The sequence below is a fragment of the Amycolatopsis sp. NPDC049253 genome (assembly GCF_040678995.1).
Taxonomy (GTDB): domain Bacteria; phylum Actinomycetota; class Actinomycetes; order Mycobacteriales; family Pseudonocardiaceae; genus Amycolatopsis.
Map to the genome: position 1 here is coordinate 99,295 of NZ_JBFAQX010000005.1, position 18,185 is coordinate 117,479.

Below are 18,185 nucleotides of genomic sequence, written 5' to 3' on the forward strand. Positions count from 1 at the left end.
CCCGCCGGGTGGGGGGCGGGTTGGTCACCCCCCCCTTTGGGGGTTGGGTTGCGCTCAACGCACCGAACGCCACATTGGGTGCGCTCAACGCAACCAACGCCACATTGGGGTTACTTGACGATCGGCGCCCAGTCGGGGCCGGTCTCGCCGAGGCCCGGGTCGAGCTTGGTGAACAGCGGCGTCGGCTTCTGCAGGGGACGGCCGACCTCGATCGGCTGCGACTCCCACTTGGCCTGCTCGCCCGCGTAGTCGCCGGTGAGGATCGGGTTGATCCGGCCCGGGATGTCGAGGTCCTCGACCTCCTGCAGCTCCGGCTGCGCGGCCCAGACGCCCGTGCCGCCCAGCGCCTCGTGCACCTTCTGTGCCGAGTGCGGCAGGAACGGCGTGAGCAGCGTGTTCGCGTCGCTGACCACCTGCAACGCGGTGTGCAGCACGCTGTCACGCCGGGCGGGGTCGTCCTTGAGCTTCCACGGCTCCTGGTCCGACAGGTACCGGTTGGCGGCCGTGACCACGCGCATGGCCTCGCTCGCCGCCGCCTTGAAGCGCGAGCGGGCCAGGTGGGCGCCGGCGACGTCGAACGCCTTGCGCGACAGCGTCTTCAGCTCCTCGTCGGCCGCCGTGGGGGCGTCCGGACGCGGGATCGCGCCGACGTTCTTGTGGGCCATCGAGATCGAGCGGTTCACGAGGTTGCCCCACTCGTTGGCCAGCTCGAAGTTCGTGCGGCGGACGAACTCGTCCCACGTGAAGTCGGTGTCCTGCGTCTCCGGACCCGCCACGGAGATGAAGTAGCGCAACGCGTCGGGGCCGAACTCGCGCAGGAAATCGTGCACGTAGATGACCGTGCCGCGCGAGGTGGAGAACTTCGAGCCGCTCATGGTGAGGAACTCGCTGGACACGATCTCGTCGGGCAGGTGCAGCTTGCCGTACTTGCCCGGCTGGCCGCCGTGGTCGCCCTCGCCGTTGTGGCCGAGCAGCAGGGCCGGCCAGATCTGGGCGTGGAAAGTGATGTTGTCCTTGCCCATGAAGTAGTAGGAGCGCGCGTCGGCGTTGTTCCACCACTCCTGCCACGCGTCGGGGTTGCCGGAGCGGCGGGCCCACTCGACGCTGGCGGAGAAGTACCCGATCACGGCGTCGAACCACACGTAGAAGCGCTTCATCGACTGGTCGCGCCAGCCGTCGAGCGGGATCTTCACGCCCCAGTCGAGGTCGCGCGTGATCGGCCGCGGGCGCATGTCGTCGATGAGGTTCTTGGTGAAGTTGAGGACGTTCGGGCGCCAGTCGTTCTTCGTCGACAGCCAGTCGCCGAGCGTCTTGGTGAACGCCGGCAGGTCGAGGAAGTAGTGCTCGGTCTCGACGAACTTCGGCGTCTCGCCGTTGATGCGCGAGTGCGGGTTGATCAGCTCGGCGGCGTCGAGCTGGTTGCCGCAGTTGTCGCACTGGTCGCCGCGCGCGAACTCGTAACCGCAGATCGGGCAGGTGCCCTCGACGTAGCGGTCGGGCAGCGTGCGCCCGGTCGACGGGCTGATCGCGCCGCGCGTGGTCTTCGGGACCACGTAGCCGTTGCGGTTGAGCGCGAGGAAGATCTGCTGCGTGACCTCGGCGTGGTTGCCGGTGGAGGTGCGGGTGAACAGGTCGTAGGAGAGGCCGAGACCGCGCAGGTCCTCGTCGATCTGGCGGGTGTACTTGTCGGCCGTCTGCTGCGGGGTGAGGCCCTCGTTGTCGGCCTGGACGGTGATCGGCGTGCCGTGTTCGTCGGTCCCGGACACCATGAGCACCCGGTTGCCGGCCATTCGCTGGTAACGGGAGAAGACGTCGGACGGGACGCCGAATCCGGATACGTGGCCGATGTGGCGGGGGCCGTTGGCGTAGGGCCAGGCCACCGCTGTCAACACAGAGGTGCTCATACCTGTTTAGCCTACGGAAACCGTCCAAGGCATTGTTGGGCGGTACGCGAAGGGAGAACGCGGTGTCGGCGACGCGTCTGCTCGTGCTCGGGGTCGTGCGCATGTTCGGCCGGGCGCACGGCTACCAGGTGCGCCGGGAGCTGCTCACCTGGTCGGCCGAGAAGTGGGCGAACGTCCAGCCGGGTTCGATCTACCACGCGCTGAAGAAGATGACGGCCGAGAACCTGCTGGAGAAGGTGGACGTCGAGCCGGGTGACTCGGGACCCGACCGCGTCGCCTACCGGCTGACCGACGACGGCGAGCAGGAGTTCCAGCTGTTGCTGACCCGCGCGTTGTCCGACCCCGAGGTGGGGCATCCGGAGATGTCGGCGGGCATCGGCCTCATGCCCGCACTGCCCCGGCAGCACGCGATCAGCCTGCTGCGGCAGCGGCTCGTGCACCTCGAAGGCGAGGAACGGCGGGCGCGGCTGATGCTCGACGAGCAGGCCGACTGGGGCCAGCCGGCGCACGTCGTGGAGCTGTTCCGACTGTGGGCGGGCATCGCGGGGGCGAGCCACACGTGGCTGGAGCAGCTGATCGAGCGCCTGGAGAAGGGCGAATACACGATGGCGGACGACGCCGAACCGTTGTTCCGCAAGCCTGCTGAGTAATCAAATTTGACTAGCCCTCTCGGCTCAGGCACAGTGTGCTCGTCGATTAGTCAATTTTGACTAGTTGATCTCTGGGAGGAGAGGGGTTCTTCATGATCACGGCACGCGGCCTCGAGCGGCGGTTCCGCCGCAAAGGCCGGGGTGGCGGCGAAGTCCACGCCGTCAAGGGGGTCGACCTCGATGTGGAAGCCGGCGAGCTGGTGGGGTTCCTGGGCCCGAACGGGGCGGGCAAGACGACGACCCTGCGCATGCTCACCACGCTGCTGAAGCCGTCGGCCGGGACGGCGACCGTCGGCGGGCACGACCTGCTCGCCGATCCGCTGGGGGTCCGGCGCAACATCGGCTACGTCGCGCAGGGCGGGGGCGCGTCGCCGGAGGTGCGCGTCGCCGAGGAGATCGAACTGCAGGGCCGGCTGTACGGCATGTCAAAGGCCGACGCGATCGCGCGCGGCGCGGTGCTCAGCGAGCAGCTCGACCTGGCGGGGCTGGACCAGCGGCTCACGAAGACGCTGTCCGGGGGTCAGCGGCGCCGGCTCGACATCGTGCTCGGGCTCGTCCACGACCCGGGGCTCGTGTTCCTCGACGAACCTTCGACCGGGCTCGACCCGCAGAGCCGCGCGAACCTGTGGGACCACATCCGCCGGCTGCGCGAGGAGCACGGCGTGACGATCTTCCTCACCACGCACTACCTCGACGAGGCCGACGCGCTGGCCGACCGGCTGATCGTGATCGACGACGGCCGGATCGTCGCGGAGGGCACGCCCGATTCGCTGAAGTCCCGGGTTTCCGGCGACGGTGTGGTGATCGGCGTCGACCCGTCGGTGGCCACGGACGCGGCGGACGTCGCCCGGCAGCTCACCGGCGCGCACGAGTTCGACGTGGCCGGCGGGTTGATCCGCTTCCGCGTGCCGCGCGGCGACACCGCCATGCCGGAGCTGCTGCGCGCACTCGACGCGAAGGGCATCGTGATGGAGTCCATGCAGGTCACGCGCCCGACGCTCGACGACGTGTTCCTCACGCTGACCGGCCGCACCCTGCGTGACGCCGAGCAGCCGAGCTCCCCGGAGGTGTCCGGTGTTGCTTGACACGTGGCTGATCTTCCGCCGCGACATGACCGCGGCGCTGCGCAATCCCGCGTGGCTGCTGATCGGGATCATGCAGCCGTTGCTGTACCTGTTCTTCTTCGGGCCGCTGCTCGTGAAGACGCTCAACGCGCAGGGGCTGTCCGACGTCGACGGCTGGATGGTGCTCACGCCCGCGCTCATCGCGCAGCTGGCACTGTTCGGCAGCTCGTTCGTCGGGTTCTCGCTGCTGGCCGACTACCGCTCCGGCGTGGTCGAGCGGCTGCGCGTCACGCCGGTGAGCCGCGCCGCGTTGCTGCTCGGGAAGGTGCTGGCCAACGCGTTGCAGGCGGTGGTGCAGTCGGTGCTGATCATCGTGCTGGCGTACCTGGTGTTCGATCTCGACGCGCCGGTCGGCGGGGTGCTGCTGAGCCTGCTGATCGTGTTCCTGCTGGCGCTGACCCTGGCTTCGTGCTCGTACGCGCTGGCACTCACGCTGAAGAGCGAGGAGTCGTTCCCGGCGCTGCTCAACGCGGTGCTCATGCCACTGCTCCTGCTGTCCGGGATCCTCATCCCGATCACGGCCGGACTGGCGCCGAAGTGGCTGTACACGATTTCGCAAATCAACCCGTTCCGGCACGTGGTGGACGTGGAGCGCAACAGCTTCCGCGGCGACTACTCCATGGACGCGTTGTTCACCGGCAGCGTGGTGGTGCTCGTGATGGCCGTGCTCGCGATCTGGTGGGGCACGCGCACGTTCCAGCGGGAAAACGCCTGATCGGAGGCTGGACACGCCGGGGTTCGGTTTGCGCCGCGGCCGGTTTGCCGACGTAGGGTGGCCTTTCACTTCACCGGACGTGGGGCTGGCGCAGCGTGACCGAACCGGAGAGCGAGCGTGGGCTCACCCTCACCCATCGCGAGCAGGTGCTCGACTGGGCGGCGGTGCGCGCCGCCGACATCCGCTTCGCGTCGGTGACGATCAGCGAGAACGTGAACTGGAGTGACCCCGGCGCCGAGCGCATGCTCGCGTCGGCCCAGCACGCGGGCATCCACACGGGCGCGCGGCACTACGCGCGGCCGGGTGCCGTGCACGACCAGGCCGACCACTTCGTGCGGACGGCCAGCAAGCTGGGGGCGTTCGCGCCGGGGTCTCTCGCGCCTGCGCTGGAGGTGGACGCTGCCAGCGTCGACGATCGGTTCGTGAAAGCGTGGATCAAGCACGTGCGCCACGCCGCGCAGATCCGGCGCGTGCTCGTGTACGCCGGGCACGACTGCTGGGCCCACCGGCTGCACCCCGACCGCTGGGCCGACCCCGACGTGGTGCTGTGGCTGGTGCGGCACAACGGCATTCCCGGCCGGCCCGGCTGGTTCCACGCGCGGCTGGGGTTGCACCAGCACGCGTTCTCGGGGCTGCCGGGCGTGGCGGGACCGGTCGCGCAGGACGCGGTGGTCTATCCGTTCGCGATGTCGGACGTGCTGCTCTGATCACGTTTTGTTTTTGACGCTTTTCGGTGGGGCAGAATGTCCGGATGCGGTTCTTCCGGCAGCGGTTGACGACGGATGTGCCGCCTTGGCGGGCGGTTGCTTTGTTTTCGGCTCACGCGACTGCCGCGGGGTTGCCGCAGCCGGCGGCGTTGTGCGGGTCGTGGTTCGGGTCGGCGGCCGTCGTGGCGCCGTTCGTCGGGGTTGCGCCGGCGCCGTTTCCCGATTCGTCACCGGTTGCCGCGCCTCCGGGGTGCGTCGGGGGCGGGTGGTTCGGTTACCTGTCGTACGACTCGGCGGACCCGTCGGGGCGTTCCACGGGGTCGCCCGCTTCGGCGTGGGGGTGGGCGGATCACGTGCTGCGGTGGGATCCAGCCGGGGCGTGCTGGTTCGAGTCACTGGCGGATGATCCCGCTCCGTTGTTGTCCACTGTGGAACGCATGCTGCGTTCTTCTGCTTCTTTGTCGTGGACTGCTTCGGCTCTTGAACGGCCTTCTGCCGCCTCGCACGAGCAGGCGGTGAAGTCGTGCGTCGCCTCGATCGAGGAGGGGGAACTGTTCCAGGCGAACATCTGCACGCGGTTCACGGGGACGTTCTCGGGATCTCCCGCCGCGTTGTTCTCGGAGGGCGTCGCTCGTCTGTCGCCCCGGCGCGCTGCGTTCGTCTCCGGCGCTTGGGGCTCGGTGGTGTCGCTGTCGCCGGAGCTGTTCCTGTCGCGGCACGGCCGGCGAGTGCGTTCGACGCCGATCAAGGGGACGTTGCCGCGCCGCGGTCCCGCTGAGGACGGGAACGCTCTTTTGTTGCGCCAGTCGGTGAAAGACGTCGCCGAGAACGTGATGATCACCGATCTGGTGCGCAACGATTTGGGACGGGTGTGCGCGGTCGGGAGCGTGGTGGTGCCTTCGCTGCTCACCGTGGAGCCGGCGCCGGGGGTGTGGCATCTGGCGTCCACTGTGGAGGGCGTGCTGGCCGACGGTGTCTCGGATTCTGCTCTGCTGGAGGCGACTTTCCCGCCGGGTTCGGTGACGGGTGCCCCGAAGATCCGCGCCCTGGCCGAGATCGCTTCGCTGGAACCGACCGCGCGCGGCGTTTACACGGGAGCGGTCGGGATGCTGTCGCCGGTGGCGGGCCTGGAGCTGAACGTCGCCATCCGCACCTTCGAGATCTCCGGTTCCCGGATTTCCCTGGGCGTCGGCGGCGGCATCACGGCCGACTCGGACAGCGCGGCGGAGTGGCAGGAGTGCCTCCACAAGGCTGCCCCTCTGGAGGCTCTCCTGGCCACGCCACCTGCGGTTTAGCTACTTGCGCGGGCCGCTGTTCGACGGGGCGGCGGCCGCTGCCGGAGCTGCTCGGACGACACGGTTCCGGCGCTGGTCGGCGACGTCACAGCCGCCGCCGAGGGGTCGCGGACGCCGACACCTCACCACAGTCGTCGGCTCCACAGCCGCTGACAAAGCCCATCCGCGCCCGTCCTGCCGACCCTCGCCGCAACCGCCGAGACGCGCCTTGACGGCTGTGGTCCGGCGACCCGGTCGTTCGTGCCGACCCGCCCGAGCGGGGGTCGCTACTTGCGCGGGTCCAGCAGCAGCTTGCCGACCGTGCCGCGGGAGCGGAGGGCTTCGTGGGCCGCGCGGGCGTCGGCGAGGGCGTACTCGCCGCCGGCGATGGCGCGGAGCTTGCCATCCTGGATGAGGGTGAACAGCTCGGTCAGCGCGGTGCCGAAGACGTTGCCGGGCAGACGGAAGACGTGCGGCAGCCACATGCCGGTGACCGTGGTGCTGTGGCCGAGCAGGTTGCGCAGCTCCACGGGCTTGGGCTGCTGGCGGCCGGCCATGCCGTAGAACGCGAGGCGCCCGAACGGGGCCAGCGCCGCGATGCTCTGGTCCGTCGTGGTGCCACCGACCATGTCGAGGACGACGTCGACGCGCTTGCCGTTGTTGGCCTGCATGAGCGTCTCGGTCATGTTCTCGGCTTTCGAGTCGACCGCGACGTCGGCGCCGAGCTGCAAGGCCAGCTCGCGCTTCTCGTCGCTGCTGGCCGTCGCGATGACTCGGCCCGCACCCCACACCTTCGCCAGCTGCACGGCGATCGACCCGACCCCGCCGGCCGCCGCGTGGACGACCACGGACTCGCCGGGCTCGAGGTGCGCGTTCTTGCGCAGCAGGATCCACGCGGTCGCACCCTGGACCAGCATGGACAGCGCGTTGAGATCATCGACACCCTCGGGCACCTCGAACGCCATGGCGCTTTCGGCGACCGCCTTCTCCGCGTACCCACCCCCACCGTTGAGCAGCGCGACGACCCGCCTCCCGTCCTGCGTCCGCCCGACCACCTCGCCGCCCGGCACCAGCGGCAACTTGCTCGGCGCGAGGTACGAGTTCTCCGCCTGATGCGTATCCGCGTAGTTCACCCCAACGCGATCGACGTCGATCAGCACCTGCCCGTTGTCGGGCGTGGGCTCCGGCAGCTCGACCGGGGTCAGGACCTCGGGACCGCCGAACTCGGTCACCTGCACAGCACGCATCTTGGTTTCGCCACCTCTTCGTTCGCGGACCGCTTCGGTGAGACATTCTGCCAGATGTCTCACTGTTGCGACACTCTGTGGTAACGTCTCGCACCATCGACACGCCCTTCCCCTCCCGCCCAGACCCCGCGTCCGCCTTCGCTCTCGCGCGCACGTGGTTCCTCTCGGGCCGCCGCGTGGACATGCGCGAGCTCGCTCTAGAGCTGGACGTCTCCCGCGCCACCCTCCACCGCTGGGTCGGCAGCCGCGACCACCTCCTGGGCGAGATCCTGTGGTCCGAGACATCGGCGGTCTTCGGCAACGTCACCTTCACCGGCCGCGGCGCCCTTGGCATCGCCGACGCCATCGGAGCTTTTGTCTCGACGGTGAACTCGTCCGCAGCCTTCCGCACTTTCCTGCAGCGAGAACCAGAACGCGCACTGCGTCTGTTGACCACGAAGGCGAGCGTGGTCCAGTCGCGCACCATCGCTCAACTGACGGACTTGCTTTCTGCGGAGATCTCCGCCGGCCGCCTGACCACCCCACTGCCGACCCCAGACCTCGCCTACATCCTCGTCCGCCTCGGCGAATCCTTCATCTACACCGACATCATCACGGGCGACGAACCCGACGCCGCGAAGGCGCACGCTGCCGTGTCAGCCCTACTGAGCTGATACCCCCTCAATCTCACTGATCAAAAACGATATTCTTCCTCGATATTCAGAGAAACGTGGATCGTCCACGATCGATCGCAGAAAATAAGCAGCCTTCTCCGAGTGCATACCACACAGTGAGATCAAATCAATACAGGTGAGAATCATCCTCTTGGGGGAGGCTCTTTCCAGTGCTTCGACATAGAACACGAACCCTTCGGAGACTTCCCGGACGGACTTTTCCCTCATCAGTTCACTGTCGCAAGACGCCTCCTCGATTTCAGCGTAGCCGAGGGAGTAATCCGAGATCAAAGCCAGGATGGGCGGGCGCACCGATTCGTCACGGCTCACCACCAGGGCGAGATGGTAGATCCCGCACGCGTCGTCTGCGTTCGGATCGTGGCGCACCGTCTCGCCGGCCCGCCTTCCTCATCAGAGCTGCTCTTTCCGCCGCCACCGGGCAAAGGCAGACGGCCGCCGTTCCGGCTCGGGCGAGCGCCTGCCTTGCATTGTGGCGTGGCCGCGCTCGGCCTCGACGCCGAGCAGGAGGGAAAGCTCGTACTGCAGCAACTCCGTGAACGAAGACCACCCATGCGACGGCGCCTCTTCGCCTTTGACATAGCGAACGACTTCCACGCCGGCCGCGTGCGGGCCGCCCATGACGTAGAACTCGCGCTCCTGATGCATGCCGACCACGACGAGGCCATCGGCATGCGCGATCCGGCTGCGAAGCGACGGGAACTCGTCGAGCGCTTCGGTCTTGAGACCGAGGATCTGCGGATAGAACAGTTCGGTGTCCTCAAACGACAAACCACCGACTCGGCGCCCCATAAGCGACATGAACCTCCGCCACTCCCGCGGCAGCTCGGCGACGTTCTGATCGCGCCTGACCTCTTCGAGCTCGGCATCCGACAGGCCTACGACGCCGGCCTTCCCGTACCGATCACGCAAGACGCGTGCCACCGCATCGATGTCAGTCACCGGACCCGCCGGCCAGTCGATCACTTCCGGGAAGCGACCACAGCGTCATAAAGGTCCTTTTTGGACACTCCCGCCGCCTCCGCCACCTCAGCCGCCACGGCCTTCAGTCGCTCCCCCTCGGCCACGCGGGCGGAGACCTCCGAAATCAGGTCCGAAACCGACACGGCGGCGGCCACGGCCCCCTCGAGTACCACGGTGATCTCACCCCGCACCCCGTCCGCAGCCCACGAGGCCAGCTCACCCAGAGTGCCCCGTTTGACCTCTTCGTACGTCTTCGTCAGCTCACGACACACGGCAGCCCGGCGGGAAGCGCCCAGGGCCGCGGCGGCGTCCGACAAAAGAGACCCCACCCGGTGCGGCGACTCGAAGAACACGACCGTCCGCGGCTCCGACGCCAACGCGGCGAACCACCGCGAACGCTCCCCCGGCTTGCGCGGCGCGAAGCCCTCGAAGCAGAAGCGGTCACAAGGCAAACCGGACAAAGCCAGCGCCGTCGTCACCGCGGACGGGCCCGGCAGGCAGGTCACCGGGAGGTCTTCCGCGACGCAGGCCGCGACCAGGCGGAAGCCCGGGTCGGACACCGAGGGCATGCCGGCGTCGGTCACGAGCAGCACCGTCTCGCCGGAGCGCAGGGCCTCCAGCAACCCGGGCAGGCGCGAGGTCTCCACGTCCTCGTAGAAGGACACCACGCGCCCGGAAGGGGTGACGCCCAAGGAAGAAGCCAGTGAGCGCAGGCGGCGGGTGTCCTCGGCGGCGATGACGTCCGCCGAGGCCAGGGCGGAGACCAGGCGCGCCGAAGCGTCGCCCGGGTCGCCCAGGGGGGTGGCGGCGAGCACGAGACGTCCCATGCCCGCCAGCCTAACGACACGACCATCACACCCGGGGTCGTAGTATCAGGCCCCGTGACCGCGCTGCTGACCCGTCCCGACGACGAGAGCGTGCGGCCGGACCCGGTCGACGCGCTGCGACCGCCGACCGACCGCGAGGCCACCCTGCTGGGCCGCGGCATGCCGACCGACCGCTTGCGCGGCTGGCTCGTCACGCTGATCCTCACGGTGATCGGCGGCGTCGTGCGCCTGCAGAACCTCGGGGTGCCCACCGACCACGGCACGCCGGTGTTCGACGAGAAGCACTACGTGCCCCAGGCCGCACAGATGCTGCGCAACGGCGGGTACGAGGACAACGCCGGCTACGAGCTCATCGTGCACCCGCCACTGGCGAAGGATTTCATCGCGATCGGCGAGTGGCTGTTCGGCTACAACGGCTGGGGCTGGCGCATCATGCCGGCGCTCGCGGGCACGCTGATCATCCTGCTCACCGTCCGCGTCGCGCGGCGGCTCACGCGCTCGACGCTGCTCGGCGGAATCGCCGGCGTCCTCGTGATCAGCGACGGCGTGCTGCACCTGCAGTCGCGCATGGGGATGCTGGACATCTTCATCGCGCTGTTCGTGCTGGCGGCGTTCGCGTGTGTGCTCTGCGACCGCGACCAGGTGCGGCAGCGGCTGGCCGTCGCGGTGCGCGAAGGCTGGGTCAACGAGTCCGTCTGGGGGCCGAAGCTCGGGTTCCGCTGGTGGCGTTTCGCCGCGGGCCTGATGATCGGGCTGACGTTCGGCGTGAAGTGGTCGGCGCTGTACTACATCGCGGCGTTCGGCCTGCTCACCGTGTTCTTCGACGTCGCGGCCCGGCGCGCGGCGGGCGTCGAGCGGCCGTGGGTCGGCACGATCCGGCGCGACGTCGCGCCGGCGTTGTGGGCGATCGTCGCGATCCCGCTGCTGATGTACTTGGCGGCGTTCTGGGCGTGGTTCGCCAGCGAGACGGCCACCGACCGGCACTACACCGAGATCAAGGACATCGACCCCGGTCTGTTCGCCTGGGTGCCGCCCGCGCTGCGCTCCCTCGGCGACTACACGCTCAACGTCCTGCACTTCCACGAGACGCTGCTGACCCCCAAGGACAACCCGCATCCGTGGGAGTCGAAGCCGTGGACGTGGCCGATGGGCCTGCGCCCGATGCTCTACTACTACGACGGCGCCGTCACCGGCTGCGGCGAGTCGCGCTGCGTCGGCGCGACGATGCTGATCGGCACGCCCGCGATGTGGTGGCTCGCGCTGCCGATGCTCGGCTGGGGCCTGTGGCGCTGGATCTTCCGCGCCGACTGGCGCTACGCCGCCGTGCTCACGGCCTACTTCGCCGGCCTGCTGCCGTGGTTCACGAACATCGACCGGCAGATGTACTTCTTCTACGCCACGCCGATGGCACCGTTCCTGGTGCTCGGCCTCGTGCTGGTGCTCGGGCAGGTCCTCGGCGGGGCCCGGCGCGGGTTCGAACGGCGGGGCACCGGTCTGCTCGTCGTGGCGCTCTACACGGGACTCGTGGTCGCGAACTTCGTGTGGCTGTGGCCGATCCTCAACGGGGTGCCGATCACGACCGCGCAATGGAACGCGGAGATGTGGCTGCCGTCTTGGCGATGACGGTTGCGGCGGTGAAGTAGGCCCCGGGCGGCACCCCGACCGCCCGGCGGAACGCCGCGACGAACGCGCTCGCCGTCGCGTACCCCACGCGGTGCGCGACGGTCGTCATCGGCAGACCTTCGGCGAGCAACGGCAGCGACGCCCGCAGCCTTACCTGCGTGCGCCAGGTCCCGAAGGTCATGCGGCAGTCGCGCACGAACGCTCGCGCCAGCGTCCGCTCGCTCGCCCCGACAGCTCGGCCCAGCTCGGCCAGCCCGCGGCGGTCGGCGGGGTCGGCGAGCACCATCGCCTCGACGTCCCGCGCTCGCGGATCCTCCGGCGACGGCACCACGATCGGCGCGACGTCCACCGGCTCCAGCACGTCGAACACCACGGCCTCGGCGCGTTCGCGGGCGGCCTGCGCCGGGTTGCCCGTGAGGTACTCCAGCAGCTCCCGCAGCAACGGTCCCACCGCGACGATCCGCGGCTGCGCCCACGTGACGGGGCAACGCTGCGGATCCGCGTAGACGCCGCGCAGCTCCGCGTTGGCCACGGCACCCGTCCGGTGCGGCACGCCTGCGGGCACCCACAACGCACGCGTCGGCGGCAGCACCCAGTGCGCCTCACCGATGCCGACGGCGACCACGCCCGCGGCGGCCCAGACGAGCTGGTGCACCGGGTGCTCGTGCCACGGGTACCACGCCCCGGCGGGCAACCGCAGCTCACCGAGGAGCATCGCCCCCGCGTGACCGTCCCACGACATGACTTGGCAGCCTATCGCCTATCGGTCACGCTTGGCGGTTTCTACCGTTTGAGGCATGCCCATGAACCTGATCCACCGCCGGTTGTGTTCCTCCGACAAGTGGGCGTCGATGGTCGCCCAGGTGCTCCCGCCGTGGCTCGCGCAGTTCGACCTGGGCGACGACGTCCTCGAAATCGGCCCCGGCTTCGGAGCCACCACGCGCGTCCTCCTCGACGCCGTCCCGCGCCTGACGGTGCTGGAGATCGACCCGGCTTCGGCCGGGTTGTTGCGCTCGGAGTTCGGCTCGCGCGCCACGGTCGTGGAGGGCAGCGGCGCGGACATGCCCTTCGACGCGGGGTGCTTCTCGGCCGTCGTGTGCTTCACGATGCTGCACCACGTGCCCACCGCTGACCTGCAGGATTCGATCTTCGCGGAGGCGTTCCGCGTGCTGCGCCCAGACGGCGTGTACTGCGGGACGGACAGTCAGCTGAGCTTCCGCTTCCGCCTGCTGCACCTCGGCGACACGATGAACGTCGTCGACGCCTCGACGTTGCCTTCGCGGCTGTCGGCGGCGGGGTTCGGGGAGGTGGAGGTGAAGCACCGGCCGAAGGAACGGCTGGAGTTCTCGGCGGTGAAGCGCAGTAGCTGATTCGACGCTGCCATCACGGCCACTCCGCCGGCGCGGTCGGGTCGGGCAGGGTCTTGCGGCGGATCTCCTCGTCGGACGTCTCGACGACGGCCCGCAGAGCCTTGCGGCTTCGCGGTGGCAGTGCGCGCAGAGCTTCCGCGAGTGTCCAGCGGGTGTCAGGTTCGCAGCATTGGCAGCCGAGTGTCCGTGAAGCTCCGGTGCGGTGGGCCACGCGGGCGTATTCGCGCAGATCACGGACTGCGGTGGCGACGCGGCCAGGCCCCAGGACGGTCGCCTCGACGCGGTGGACGTCGGCCAGAACCCAGCGTGGCAACCCGGCGATGACCGAGAACGGGCGGCCCTGGCGCGGCCTCACCGGAAGCGCCGCCCGGACGGCGGCGGGCGGTCTACGCGCCATGGCCCTTTCGAAGAGTCGTCATGCTCCGATCATCCCGCACGGCGCCACCGAATTTCAGCGGTGCAGCCGCCGCGGGACGATCTGCGTGACCGGCCCGTCCGGAGACTTCCCGGCGCGCGACAGCCAGCCCTCCACCTCGCGGCGCACCGCGTTCAGCGTCGGACGACGGCGGGGCTCCGGATCGAGCGAAGCGCCCAAGATCCGCGCGTGCGCGGACCGCGTCGGCAGCCGGGACACCGGCTCGGCCCGAGCAGCCGCCATCAGCGCCGCCATCGGCGTCTCGCGGGTCCCCCGCGGAGGCTGGCCGGTCAGCGCGTAGCTGATGGTGGCCGCGAGTTGCCACGCGTCGGACGCCGGGCTGGCCTGGGCGCCCATGGCCTGTTCCGGGGCGACGAAGTCGGGCGTACCGATCATCATGCCGGTGGCGGTCATCTTGGAGTCGCCCTGGCTGCGGGCGATGCCGAAGTCGATGAGGTGCGCCAGACCGGCCGGGTCGAGGACGATGTTGGACGGCTTGATGTCGCGGTGCAGCACGCCCTTCTCGTGGGCCGCGACGAGGGCGCCGGCCATCGTGGACCAGAGGCGGCCGGCCGCGACGTCGTCGAGGGGGCCCTGGCCGTCGACGACCTCGGCGAGCGGGCGGCCCTCCAGGTACTCCATGACCAGCGCGAGGCCGTCGGGCTCCTCGACGAGGTCGTACACCTTCACGCAGTTCGGGTGGTTCACCGCGGCCAGCGCGCGGGCCTCGCGCTGCATCCGCTCCTCGGTGTCGCGGTCGGGGGCGTGCGCGATCTTGAGCGCCACGGTGCGGTTGAGCTGGGTGTCGACCGCTTCCCAGACCGTGCCGAACCCGCCGTGACCGAGCCGCCGGACGCGGCGATAACGACTCCCGCCGGCTCCGCGTGAGCCGGGCGGCGGCGGGACCGGACCAGGCGCGGCGGCCAGCAACCCGGGCTCGGGCGCGGAAGCCAGCGCGGTGGCCGGGTACGGCTTGTTCACCGGAGGCGGCGGGGGCGGCGGCAGCTGCGGACGCGGCGCGACCTGCGAAACCGGCGGACGCTCCGGCTCCCGCCGCGGCTCCGGACGCGGCTCCGGCCGGTTGATCACCGACCACGGCGGCGGCCCGACCAGGCCGACCGGAATCAGCCCCAGCACGCTGAACGGCAGGAACCCGAGCCAGAAGTGCACGGCCGTGTTGGCCGTCATCCCGACGCTCGCCACCGCCATGACCACGAACGGGATCCAGAAGAACCGCGACGGCCACTTCGGCCCGCGCCGGAACGCCGTGCGCGCCTGCAGCATCACGAACAGCAGCGAGCCCGCGGGCAGCACCGTGAACGCGAGCAGGTAGATCCCGAACGACAGCTTCAGGCCCTGGTTGTAGAACAGCGCCTCGAAGACGTTGCTGCCCCCGCCCAAGTACGTCTTCTGCACCCCGGCGAAGCAGTAGCTGGTGCTCAGCGAAGCGGCTTCGGCGTGCGACAGGCCGCCGCTGCGGCCCTCGTTGATCGCGCGGAACGTCTCGGAGATGCCGTTGGACAGCAGCCACGGCAGCACCAGCACGCTGACCACGCCGATCAACCCGAACACGGTGAGCGTCGTCGCGTCGTAGCGGTTGCCCGTGCCCTTGCGGACGATGGCCACCACCAGCGCCCCCAGCGCGGGGAACAGCGCGACGAGCGCACCGGCTGTGGTCGTCGCCCAGACCCAGTCACCCGGGCAGAACCCCGGGCCGAACAGGGTGTGGGCGAACGAGAGCAGCGCGCTCGCGAATCCGCTCACCGCCTGGTTCCCCTCACTCTCCGTGGTCACGTGATACCGCCACGCGGCCGAACTCCGTGGTCCAGCTTAGGACGCACACCGCCTTCGCGGGGTTGCCGGGTCGGCGGGTCGTGACCGTCGCGAAACCTGCACGACACCCTCGCCAGGGCCATCATGAGTGACGGTCCGGCCGACCGGATCGAGTGACGCTGTCGAGGGAGACACCGTGGGCGCTTATTCCGAGACCTACCGGCGCAGCCTGGACGATCCCGAGGGGTTCTGGCTGGACGCGGCGAGGGCGATCGACTGGACGAAGCCACCGACGAAGGCCCTGGACGCCTCCCGTGAGCCCTTCTACCGCTGGTTCCCCGACGGGGAGCTCAACACCGCGTACAACGCGCTCGATCGCCACGCCGACGGCGGCCGCGGCGCGCAGCCCGCGTTGATCTGGGACTCGCCGGTCACGGAACAGAAGCGGCGCTACACCTACGCCGAGCTGCGCGACGAGGTGGCGGTGTTCGCGGGCGCGCTCAAGGCGCTCGGGGTCACGCAGGGCGACCGCGTGATCCTCTACCTGCCGATGATCCCCGAGGCCGTCGTCGCGATGCTCGCGTGCGCGCGGATCGGGGCGGTGCACTCGGTGGTGTTCGGCGGCTTCGCGCCGAAGGAGCTCGCCGCGCGCATCGAGGACGCGAAGCCGAAGCTCGTGCTGGCCGCGTCGTGCGGGATCGAGCCGACGCGGGTGGTCGAGTACAAGCCGATCATCGACGCGGCGCTGGAGCTGACCGAGCACCGGCCCGACCACGTCGTGGTGTTCCAGCGCGAGCAGGCGCCCGCGGAGCTCTCGGGCACGGACCTGGACTGGGTGGACCTCGTCGAGACCGCGGCACCGGCCGCCCCCGTGCCGGTTAAGGCCACGGACCCGCTCTACATCCTGTACACGTCCGGCACCACCGGGAAGCCGAAGGGCGTGGTGCGCGACGCGGGCGGCCACGCCGTCGCCCTGGCCTGGTCGATGGGCGCGCTCTACGACATCCACGCCGGCGACACCTGGTGGACGGCGTCCGACGTCGGGTGGGTCGTCGGGCACTCCTACATCGTCTACGCGCCGCTGCTGATCGGCGCGACAACCGTCCTCTACGAGGGCAAACCCGTCGGCACTCCTGACGCCGGCGCGTTCTGGCGCGTGATCGCCGAGCACGGCGTGGAGGCGCTGTTCACCGCGCCCACGGCGTTGCGCGCGGTGAAAAAGATCGACCCGGGCGCGGCGGAGCTCAAGAAGTACGACCTGGCCGCGTTCCGCACGCTGTTCCTCGCCGGCGAGCGCCTCGACCCCGAGACCTACCACTGGGCGAGCGACATCCTCGGCACGCCGGTGATCGACCACTGGTGGCAGACGGAAACGGGCTGGCCGATCGCCGCCAACCCGCGCGGTCTCGAACCGATGCCCGTGAAGCCCGGATCGGCGACGAAACCCGTGCCGGGCTGGGACGTGCGCGTGCTCGACCAGGGCGGCGACGAACTGCCGGCGGGCCGCGAAGGCGCGATCGTGATCAAGCTGCCGCTGCCACCCGGCTCGCTGCCCACGCTGTGGGGCGACGACGAGCGCTACCGCGAGGCCTACCTGTCGCGCTTCCCCGGCTACTACCTCACGGGCGACTCCGGTTACCTCGACGAGGACGGCTACCTGTTCGTGATGGGCCGCACCGACGACGTGATCAACGTGGCCGGCCACCGGCTGTCGACGGGGTCGATGGAGGCCGCGCTCGCGTCGCACCCGGCCGTGGCGGAGTGCGCCGTGATCGGGGTCGCCGACGAGCTCAAGGGCCAGGTGCCCCGCGGGTTCGTGGTGCTGAAGGCGGGCGTGGACGTCGACGAGGGCCAGTTGCGCGACGAACTCGTGGCGGTGGTGCGCCGCGACGTCGGGCCGGTGGCGGCCTTCCGCGACGTCGCTGTGGTCGAGGCGCTGCCGAAGACGCGTTCGGGGAAGATCCTGCGCAAGACCATGCGGGGGATCGCCAACGGGCGCGAGGAGCCGGTGCCGTCCACTATCGAGGACCCGGCGGTGCTCGACGCGCTGCGGACGGTGCTTCGGCGCTGACATTTCTCCAAGACGGGCGGCGGTGCGCAGGCGCATCGTCGCCGGTATGAACGACTACCTGCACGTGGTCCACGACGGCCCGGCCGACGCGCCGCCGTTGCTGCTCATCCACGGCTCGGGAGCCACGAGCGGCTCCTGGAGCGAGGTGGTGCCGGCGCTGGCCGAGCGCCACCACGTCATCCGCGTCGACCTGCCCGGCTGCGGGCGGTCGACGCCGCCGCCGTCGTTCGCCGTGCCGCGGCAGGCGAGCCGGGTGGCGGCGGTCCTCGACGAGCTCGGCCTGGCCCACGTCGTCGTGGCCGGGCATTCGAGCGGCGGCTACGTCGCCACTTCGCTGGCGGAACAGCGGCCGGACCTGGTGGGCTCGCTCGCGTTGGTCAGCACCGGCCCGCGGCTCGACGCGCTCCTGCCGCAGCCGCTGATCCTGCGGCTGCTGCTGGCGCCGCCGTTCGGCCCGCTGCTGTGGCGGCGGCGGTCGGACGCGGTGATCCGCCGCGGAATCGGGGCGACGATCGCCCGTCCGGTGGCCATCCCGGACGACATGGTCACCGAGCTTCGCGGGACCACCTATCGCGCGTTCCGGCAGGTGCTGCACCACAACGGCGCGTACCTCGCCGAGCGGAATCTGCCCGAGCGGCTTTCGGCGCTCGACGTGCCTGCGCTGGTGGTCTTCGGCGCGGCGGACCCGCGGTGGGACCCGTCGTCGGCGCGCGACTACGACGCCGTCGCGCACGTCGAGTACCTGCCGGGCGTCGGGCACGTGCCGCTCGTCGAGGAGGCCGGGAAGACCGGTGAGCTGCTGCTGGCCTTCGCGGCAACCCGCCTGTGACCCGCAACGCCTAGCGTGGTCA

Annotated in this window: 18 protein-coding genes; 10 read left to right on the top strand and 8 right to left on the bottom strand. The window is 70.0% G+C overall.

The window, feature by feature from the left end; all coding sequences use genetic code 11:
- Positions 1-110: 110 nt before the first annotated feature.
- Entirely contained in the window at positions 111-1,904 is a 1,794-nt protein-coding gene (metG, locus tag AB0K15_RS13675) for a methionine--tRNA ligase (RefSeq protein WP_364049188.1), read from the bottom strand.
- A 62-nt stretch (positions 1,905-1,966) separates the two neighbouring features.
- Between metG and AB0K15_RS13680 the strand changes: the two genes are divergently transcribed.
- The 5 genes from AB0K15_RS13680 to AB0K15_RS13700 all read left to right on the top strand — a co-directional run bounded on the left by AB0K15_RS13680 (position 1,967) and on the right by AB0K15_RS13700 (position 6,395).
- Positions 1,967-2,554 carry a helix-turn-helix transcriptional regulator gene (locus tag AB0K15_RS13680; protein WP_364049190.1) on the top strand — a complete coding sequence of 196 codons (588 nt, stop codon included), beginning with the start codon at positions 1,967-1,969 and terminating at the stop codon, positions 2,552-2,554.
- A 92-nt stretch (positions 2,555-2,646) separates the two neighbouring features.
- Positions 2,647-3,639 (top strand): ATP-binding cassette domain-containing protein, encoded by a 993-nt coding sequence (locus AB0K15_RS13685; RefSeq protein ID WP_364049192.1) that lies wholly within the window; start codon positions 2,647-2,649, stop codon positions 3,637-3,639.
- Positions 3,629-4,393 (top strand): ABC transporter permease, encoded by a 765-nt coding sequence (locus tag AB0K15_RS13690; protein ID WP_364049194.1) that lies wholly within the window; start codon positions 3,629-3,631, stop codon positions 4,391-4,393. The genes AB0K15_RS13685 and AB0K15_RS13690 overlap by 11 nt, the downstream gene beginning before the upstream one ends.
- Before the next feature lie 95 nt (positions 4,394-4,488).
- On the top strand, positions 4,489-5,100 hold the full coding sequence (locus AB0K15_RS13695; protein ID WP_364049196.1) for a GH25 family lysozyme: 612 nt from the start codon (positions 4,489-4,491) through the stop codon (positions 5,098-5,100).
- 44 nt (positions 5,101-5,144) lie between these two features.
- Positions 5,145-6,395: an aminodeoxychorismate synthase component I gene (locus AB0K15_RS13700; RefSeq protein WP_364049198.1), complete on the top strand. Its 1,251-nt coding sequence runs from the start codon at positions 5,145-5,147 to the stop codon at positions 6,393-6,395.
- A gap of 266 nt (positions 6,396-6,661) precedes the next feature.
- On the opposite strand, the gene AB0K15_RS13705 is transcribed toward AB0K15_RS13700, so the two are convergent.
- Positions 6,662-7,621 carry a zinc-binding dehydrogenase gene (locus AB0K15_RS13705; RefSeq protein WP_364049200.1) on the bottom strand — a complete coding sequence of 320 codons (960 nt, stop codon included), beginning with the start codon at positions 7,619-7,621 and terminating at the stop codon, positions 6,662-6,664.
- Between the two features lie 182 nt (positions 7,622-7,803).
- Here AB0K15_RS13705 and AB0K15_RS13710 point away from each other — a divergent pair, with 182 nt between their 5' ends.
- Positions 7,804-8,274, top strand: coding sequence for a QsdR family transcriptional regulator (locus AB0K15_RS13710; protein WP_364049930.1), 471 nt, complete (start codon positions 7,804-7,806; stop codon positions 8,272-8,274).
- On the opposite strand, the gene AB0K15_RS13715 is transcribed toward AB0K15_RS13710, so the two are convergent.
- The 3 genes from AB0K15_RS13715 to rsmI are packed head-to-tail and all read right to left on the bottom strand — an operon-like array spanning position 8,263 to position 10,082.
- Positions 8,263-8,661 carry a hypothetical protein gene (locus AB0K15_RS13715; protein WP_364049202.1) on the bottom strand — a complete coding sequence of 133 codons (399 nt, stop codon included), beginning with the start codon at positions 8,659-8,661 and terminating at the stop codon, positions 8,263-8,265. The genes AB0K15_RS13710 and AB0K15_RS13715 overlap by 12 nt on opposite strands.
- 24 nt (positions 8,662-8,685) lie before the next feature.
- Positions 8,686-9,258: a hypothetical protein gene (locus AB0K15_RS13720; RefSeq protein ID WP_364049204.1), complete on the bottom strand. Its 573-nt coding sequence runs from the start codon at positions 9,256-9,258 to the stop codon at positions 8,686-8,688.
- Complete coding sequence (rsmI, locus tag AB0K15_RS13725) at positions 9,255-10,082, bottom strand: 16S rRNA (cytidine(1402)-2'-O)-methyltransferase (protein WP_364049206.1); 828 nt, start codon at positions 10,080-10,082, stop codon at positions 9,255-9,257. The genes AB0K15_RS13720 and rsmI overlap by 4 nt, the downstream gene beginning before the upstream one ends.
- Positions 10,083-10,136: 54 nt before the next feature.
- Here rsmI and AB0K15_RS13730 point away from each other — a divergent pair, with 54 nt between their 5' ends.
- On the top strand, positions 10,137-11,705 hold the full coding sequence (locus AB0K15_RS13730; protein WP_364049208.1) for a phospholipid carrier-dependent glycosyltransferase: 1,569 nt from the start codon (positions 10,137-10,139) through the stop codon (positions 11,703-11,705).
- On the opposite strand, the gene AB0K15_RS13735 is transcribed toward AB0K15_RS13730, so the two are convergent.
- The gene (locus AB0K15_RS13735; RefSeq protein WP_364049210.1) at positions 11,656-12,447 is read right to left on the bottom strand and encodes a helix-turn-helix transcriptional regulator; all 792 of its coding nucleotides are present in this window, start codon (positions 12,445-12,447) and stop codon (positions 11,656-11,658) included. The genes AB0K15_RS13730 and AB0K15_RS13735 overlap by 50 nt on opposite strands.
- A gap of 55 nt (positions 12,448-12,502) precedes the next feature.
- On the opposite strand from AB0K15_RS13735, the gene AB0K15_RS13740 reads away from it, so the two are divergent.
- Positions 12,503-13,075 (top strand): class I SAM-dependent methyltransferase, encoded by a 573-nt coding sequence (locus AB0K15_RS13740; RefSeq protein ID WP_364049212.1) that lies wholly within the window; start codon positions 12,503-12,505, stop codon positions 13,073-13,075.
- Between the two features lie 13 nt (positions 13,076-13,088).
- Here AB0K15_RS13740 and AB0K15_RS13745 read toward each other — a convergent pair whose 3' ends face one another.
- Both AB0K15_RS13745 and AB0K15_RS13750 read right to left on the bottom strand, forming a co-directional pair.
- Positions 13,089-13,472, bottom strand: a complete 384-nt coding sequence (locus AB0K15_RS13745; RefSeq protein ID WP_364049214.1) for a hypothetical protein — start codon at positions 13,470-13,472, stop codon at positions 13,089-13,091.
- A 54-nt stretch (positions 13,473-13,526) separates the two neighbouring features.
- The gene (locus AB0K15_RS13750; RefSeq protein WP_364049216.1) at positions 13,527-15,254 is read right to left on the bottom strand and encodes a serine/threonine-protein kinase; all 1,728 of its coding nucleotides are present in this window, start codon (positions 15,252-15,254) and stop codon (positions 13,527-13,529) included.
- Between the two features lie 205 nt (positions 15,255-15,459).
- On the opposite strand from AB0K15_RS13750, the gene AB0K15_RS13755 reads away from it, so the two are divergent.
- Both AB0K15_RS13755 and AB0K15_RS13760 read left to right on the top strand, forming a co-directional pair.
- Positions 15,460-17,334: a propionyl-CoA synthetase gene (locus AB0K15_RS13755; protein WP_364049218.1), complete on the top strand. Its 1,875-nt coding sequence runs from the start codon at positions 15,460-15,462 to the stop codon at positions 17,332-17,334.
- Positions 17,335-17,380: 46 nt separating this feature from the next.
- Positions 17,381-18,163, top strand: a complete 783-nt coding sequence (locus AB0K15_RS13760; protein WP_364049220.1) for an alpha/beta fold hydrolase — start codon at positions 17,381-17,383, stop codon at positions 18,161-18,163.
- Positions 18,164-18,185: the final 22 nt, after the last annotated feature.

What these genes read in the sequence shown, in the direction of transcription:
- AB0K15_RS13735 (WP_364049210.1), bottom strand. Translation starts at nt 12,447, where the DNA reads ATGTCGTGGGACGGTCACGCGGGGGCGATGCTCCTCGGTGAGCTGCGG.
- metG (WP_364049188.1), bottom strand. Translation starts at nt 1,904, where the DNA reads ATGAGCACCTCTGTGTTGACAGCGGTGGCCTGGCCCTACGCCAACGGC.
- AB0K15_RS13745 (WP_364049214.1), bottom strand. Translation starts at nt 13,472, where the DNA reads ATGGCGCGTAGACCGCCCGCCGCCGTCCGGGCGGCGCTTCCGGTGAGG.
- AB0K15_RS13705 (WP_364049200.1), bottom strand. Translation starts at nt 7,621, where the DNA reads ATGCGTGCTGTGCAGGTGACCGAGTTCGGCGGTCCCGAGGTCCTGACC.
- AB0K15_RS13760 (WP_364049220.1), top strand. Translation starts at nt 17,381, where the DNA reads ATGAACGACTACCTGCACGTGGTCCACGACGGCCCGGCCGACGCGCCG.
- AB0K15_RS13700 (WP_364049198.1), top strand. Translation starts at nt 5,145, where the DNA reads ATGCGGTTCTTCCGGCAGCGGTTGACGACGGATGTGCCGCCTTGGCGG.
- AB0K15_RS13685 (WP_364049192.1), top strand. Translation starts at nt 2,647, where the DNA reads ATGATCACGGCACGCGGCCTCGAGCGGCGGTTCCGCCGCAAAGGCCGG.
- AB0K15_RS13740 (WP_364049212.1), top strand. Translation starts at nt 12,503, where the DNA reads ATGCCCATGAACCTGATCCACCGCCGGTTGTGTTCCTCCGACAAGTGG.
- AB0K15_RS13710 (WP_364049930.1), top strand. Translation starts at nt 7,804, where the DNA reads ATGCGCGAGCTCGCTCTAGAGCTGGACGTCTCCCGCGCCACCCTCCAC.
- rsmI (WP_364049206.1), bottom strand. Translation starts at nt 10,082, where the DNA reads ATGGGACGTCTCGTGCTCGCCGCCACCCCCCTGGGCGACCCGGGCGAC.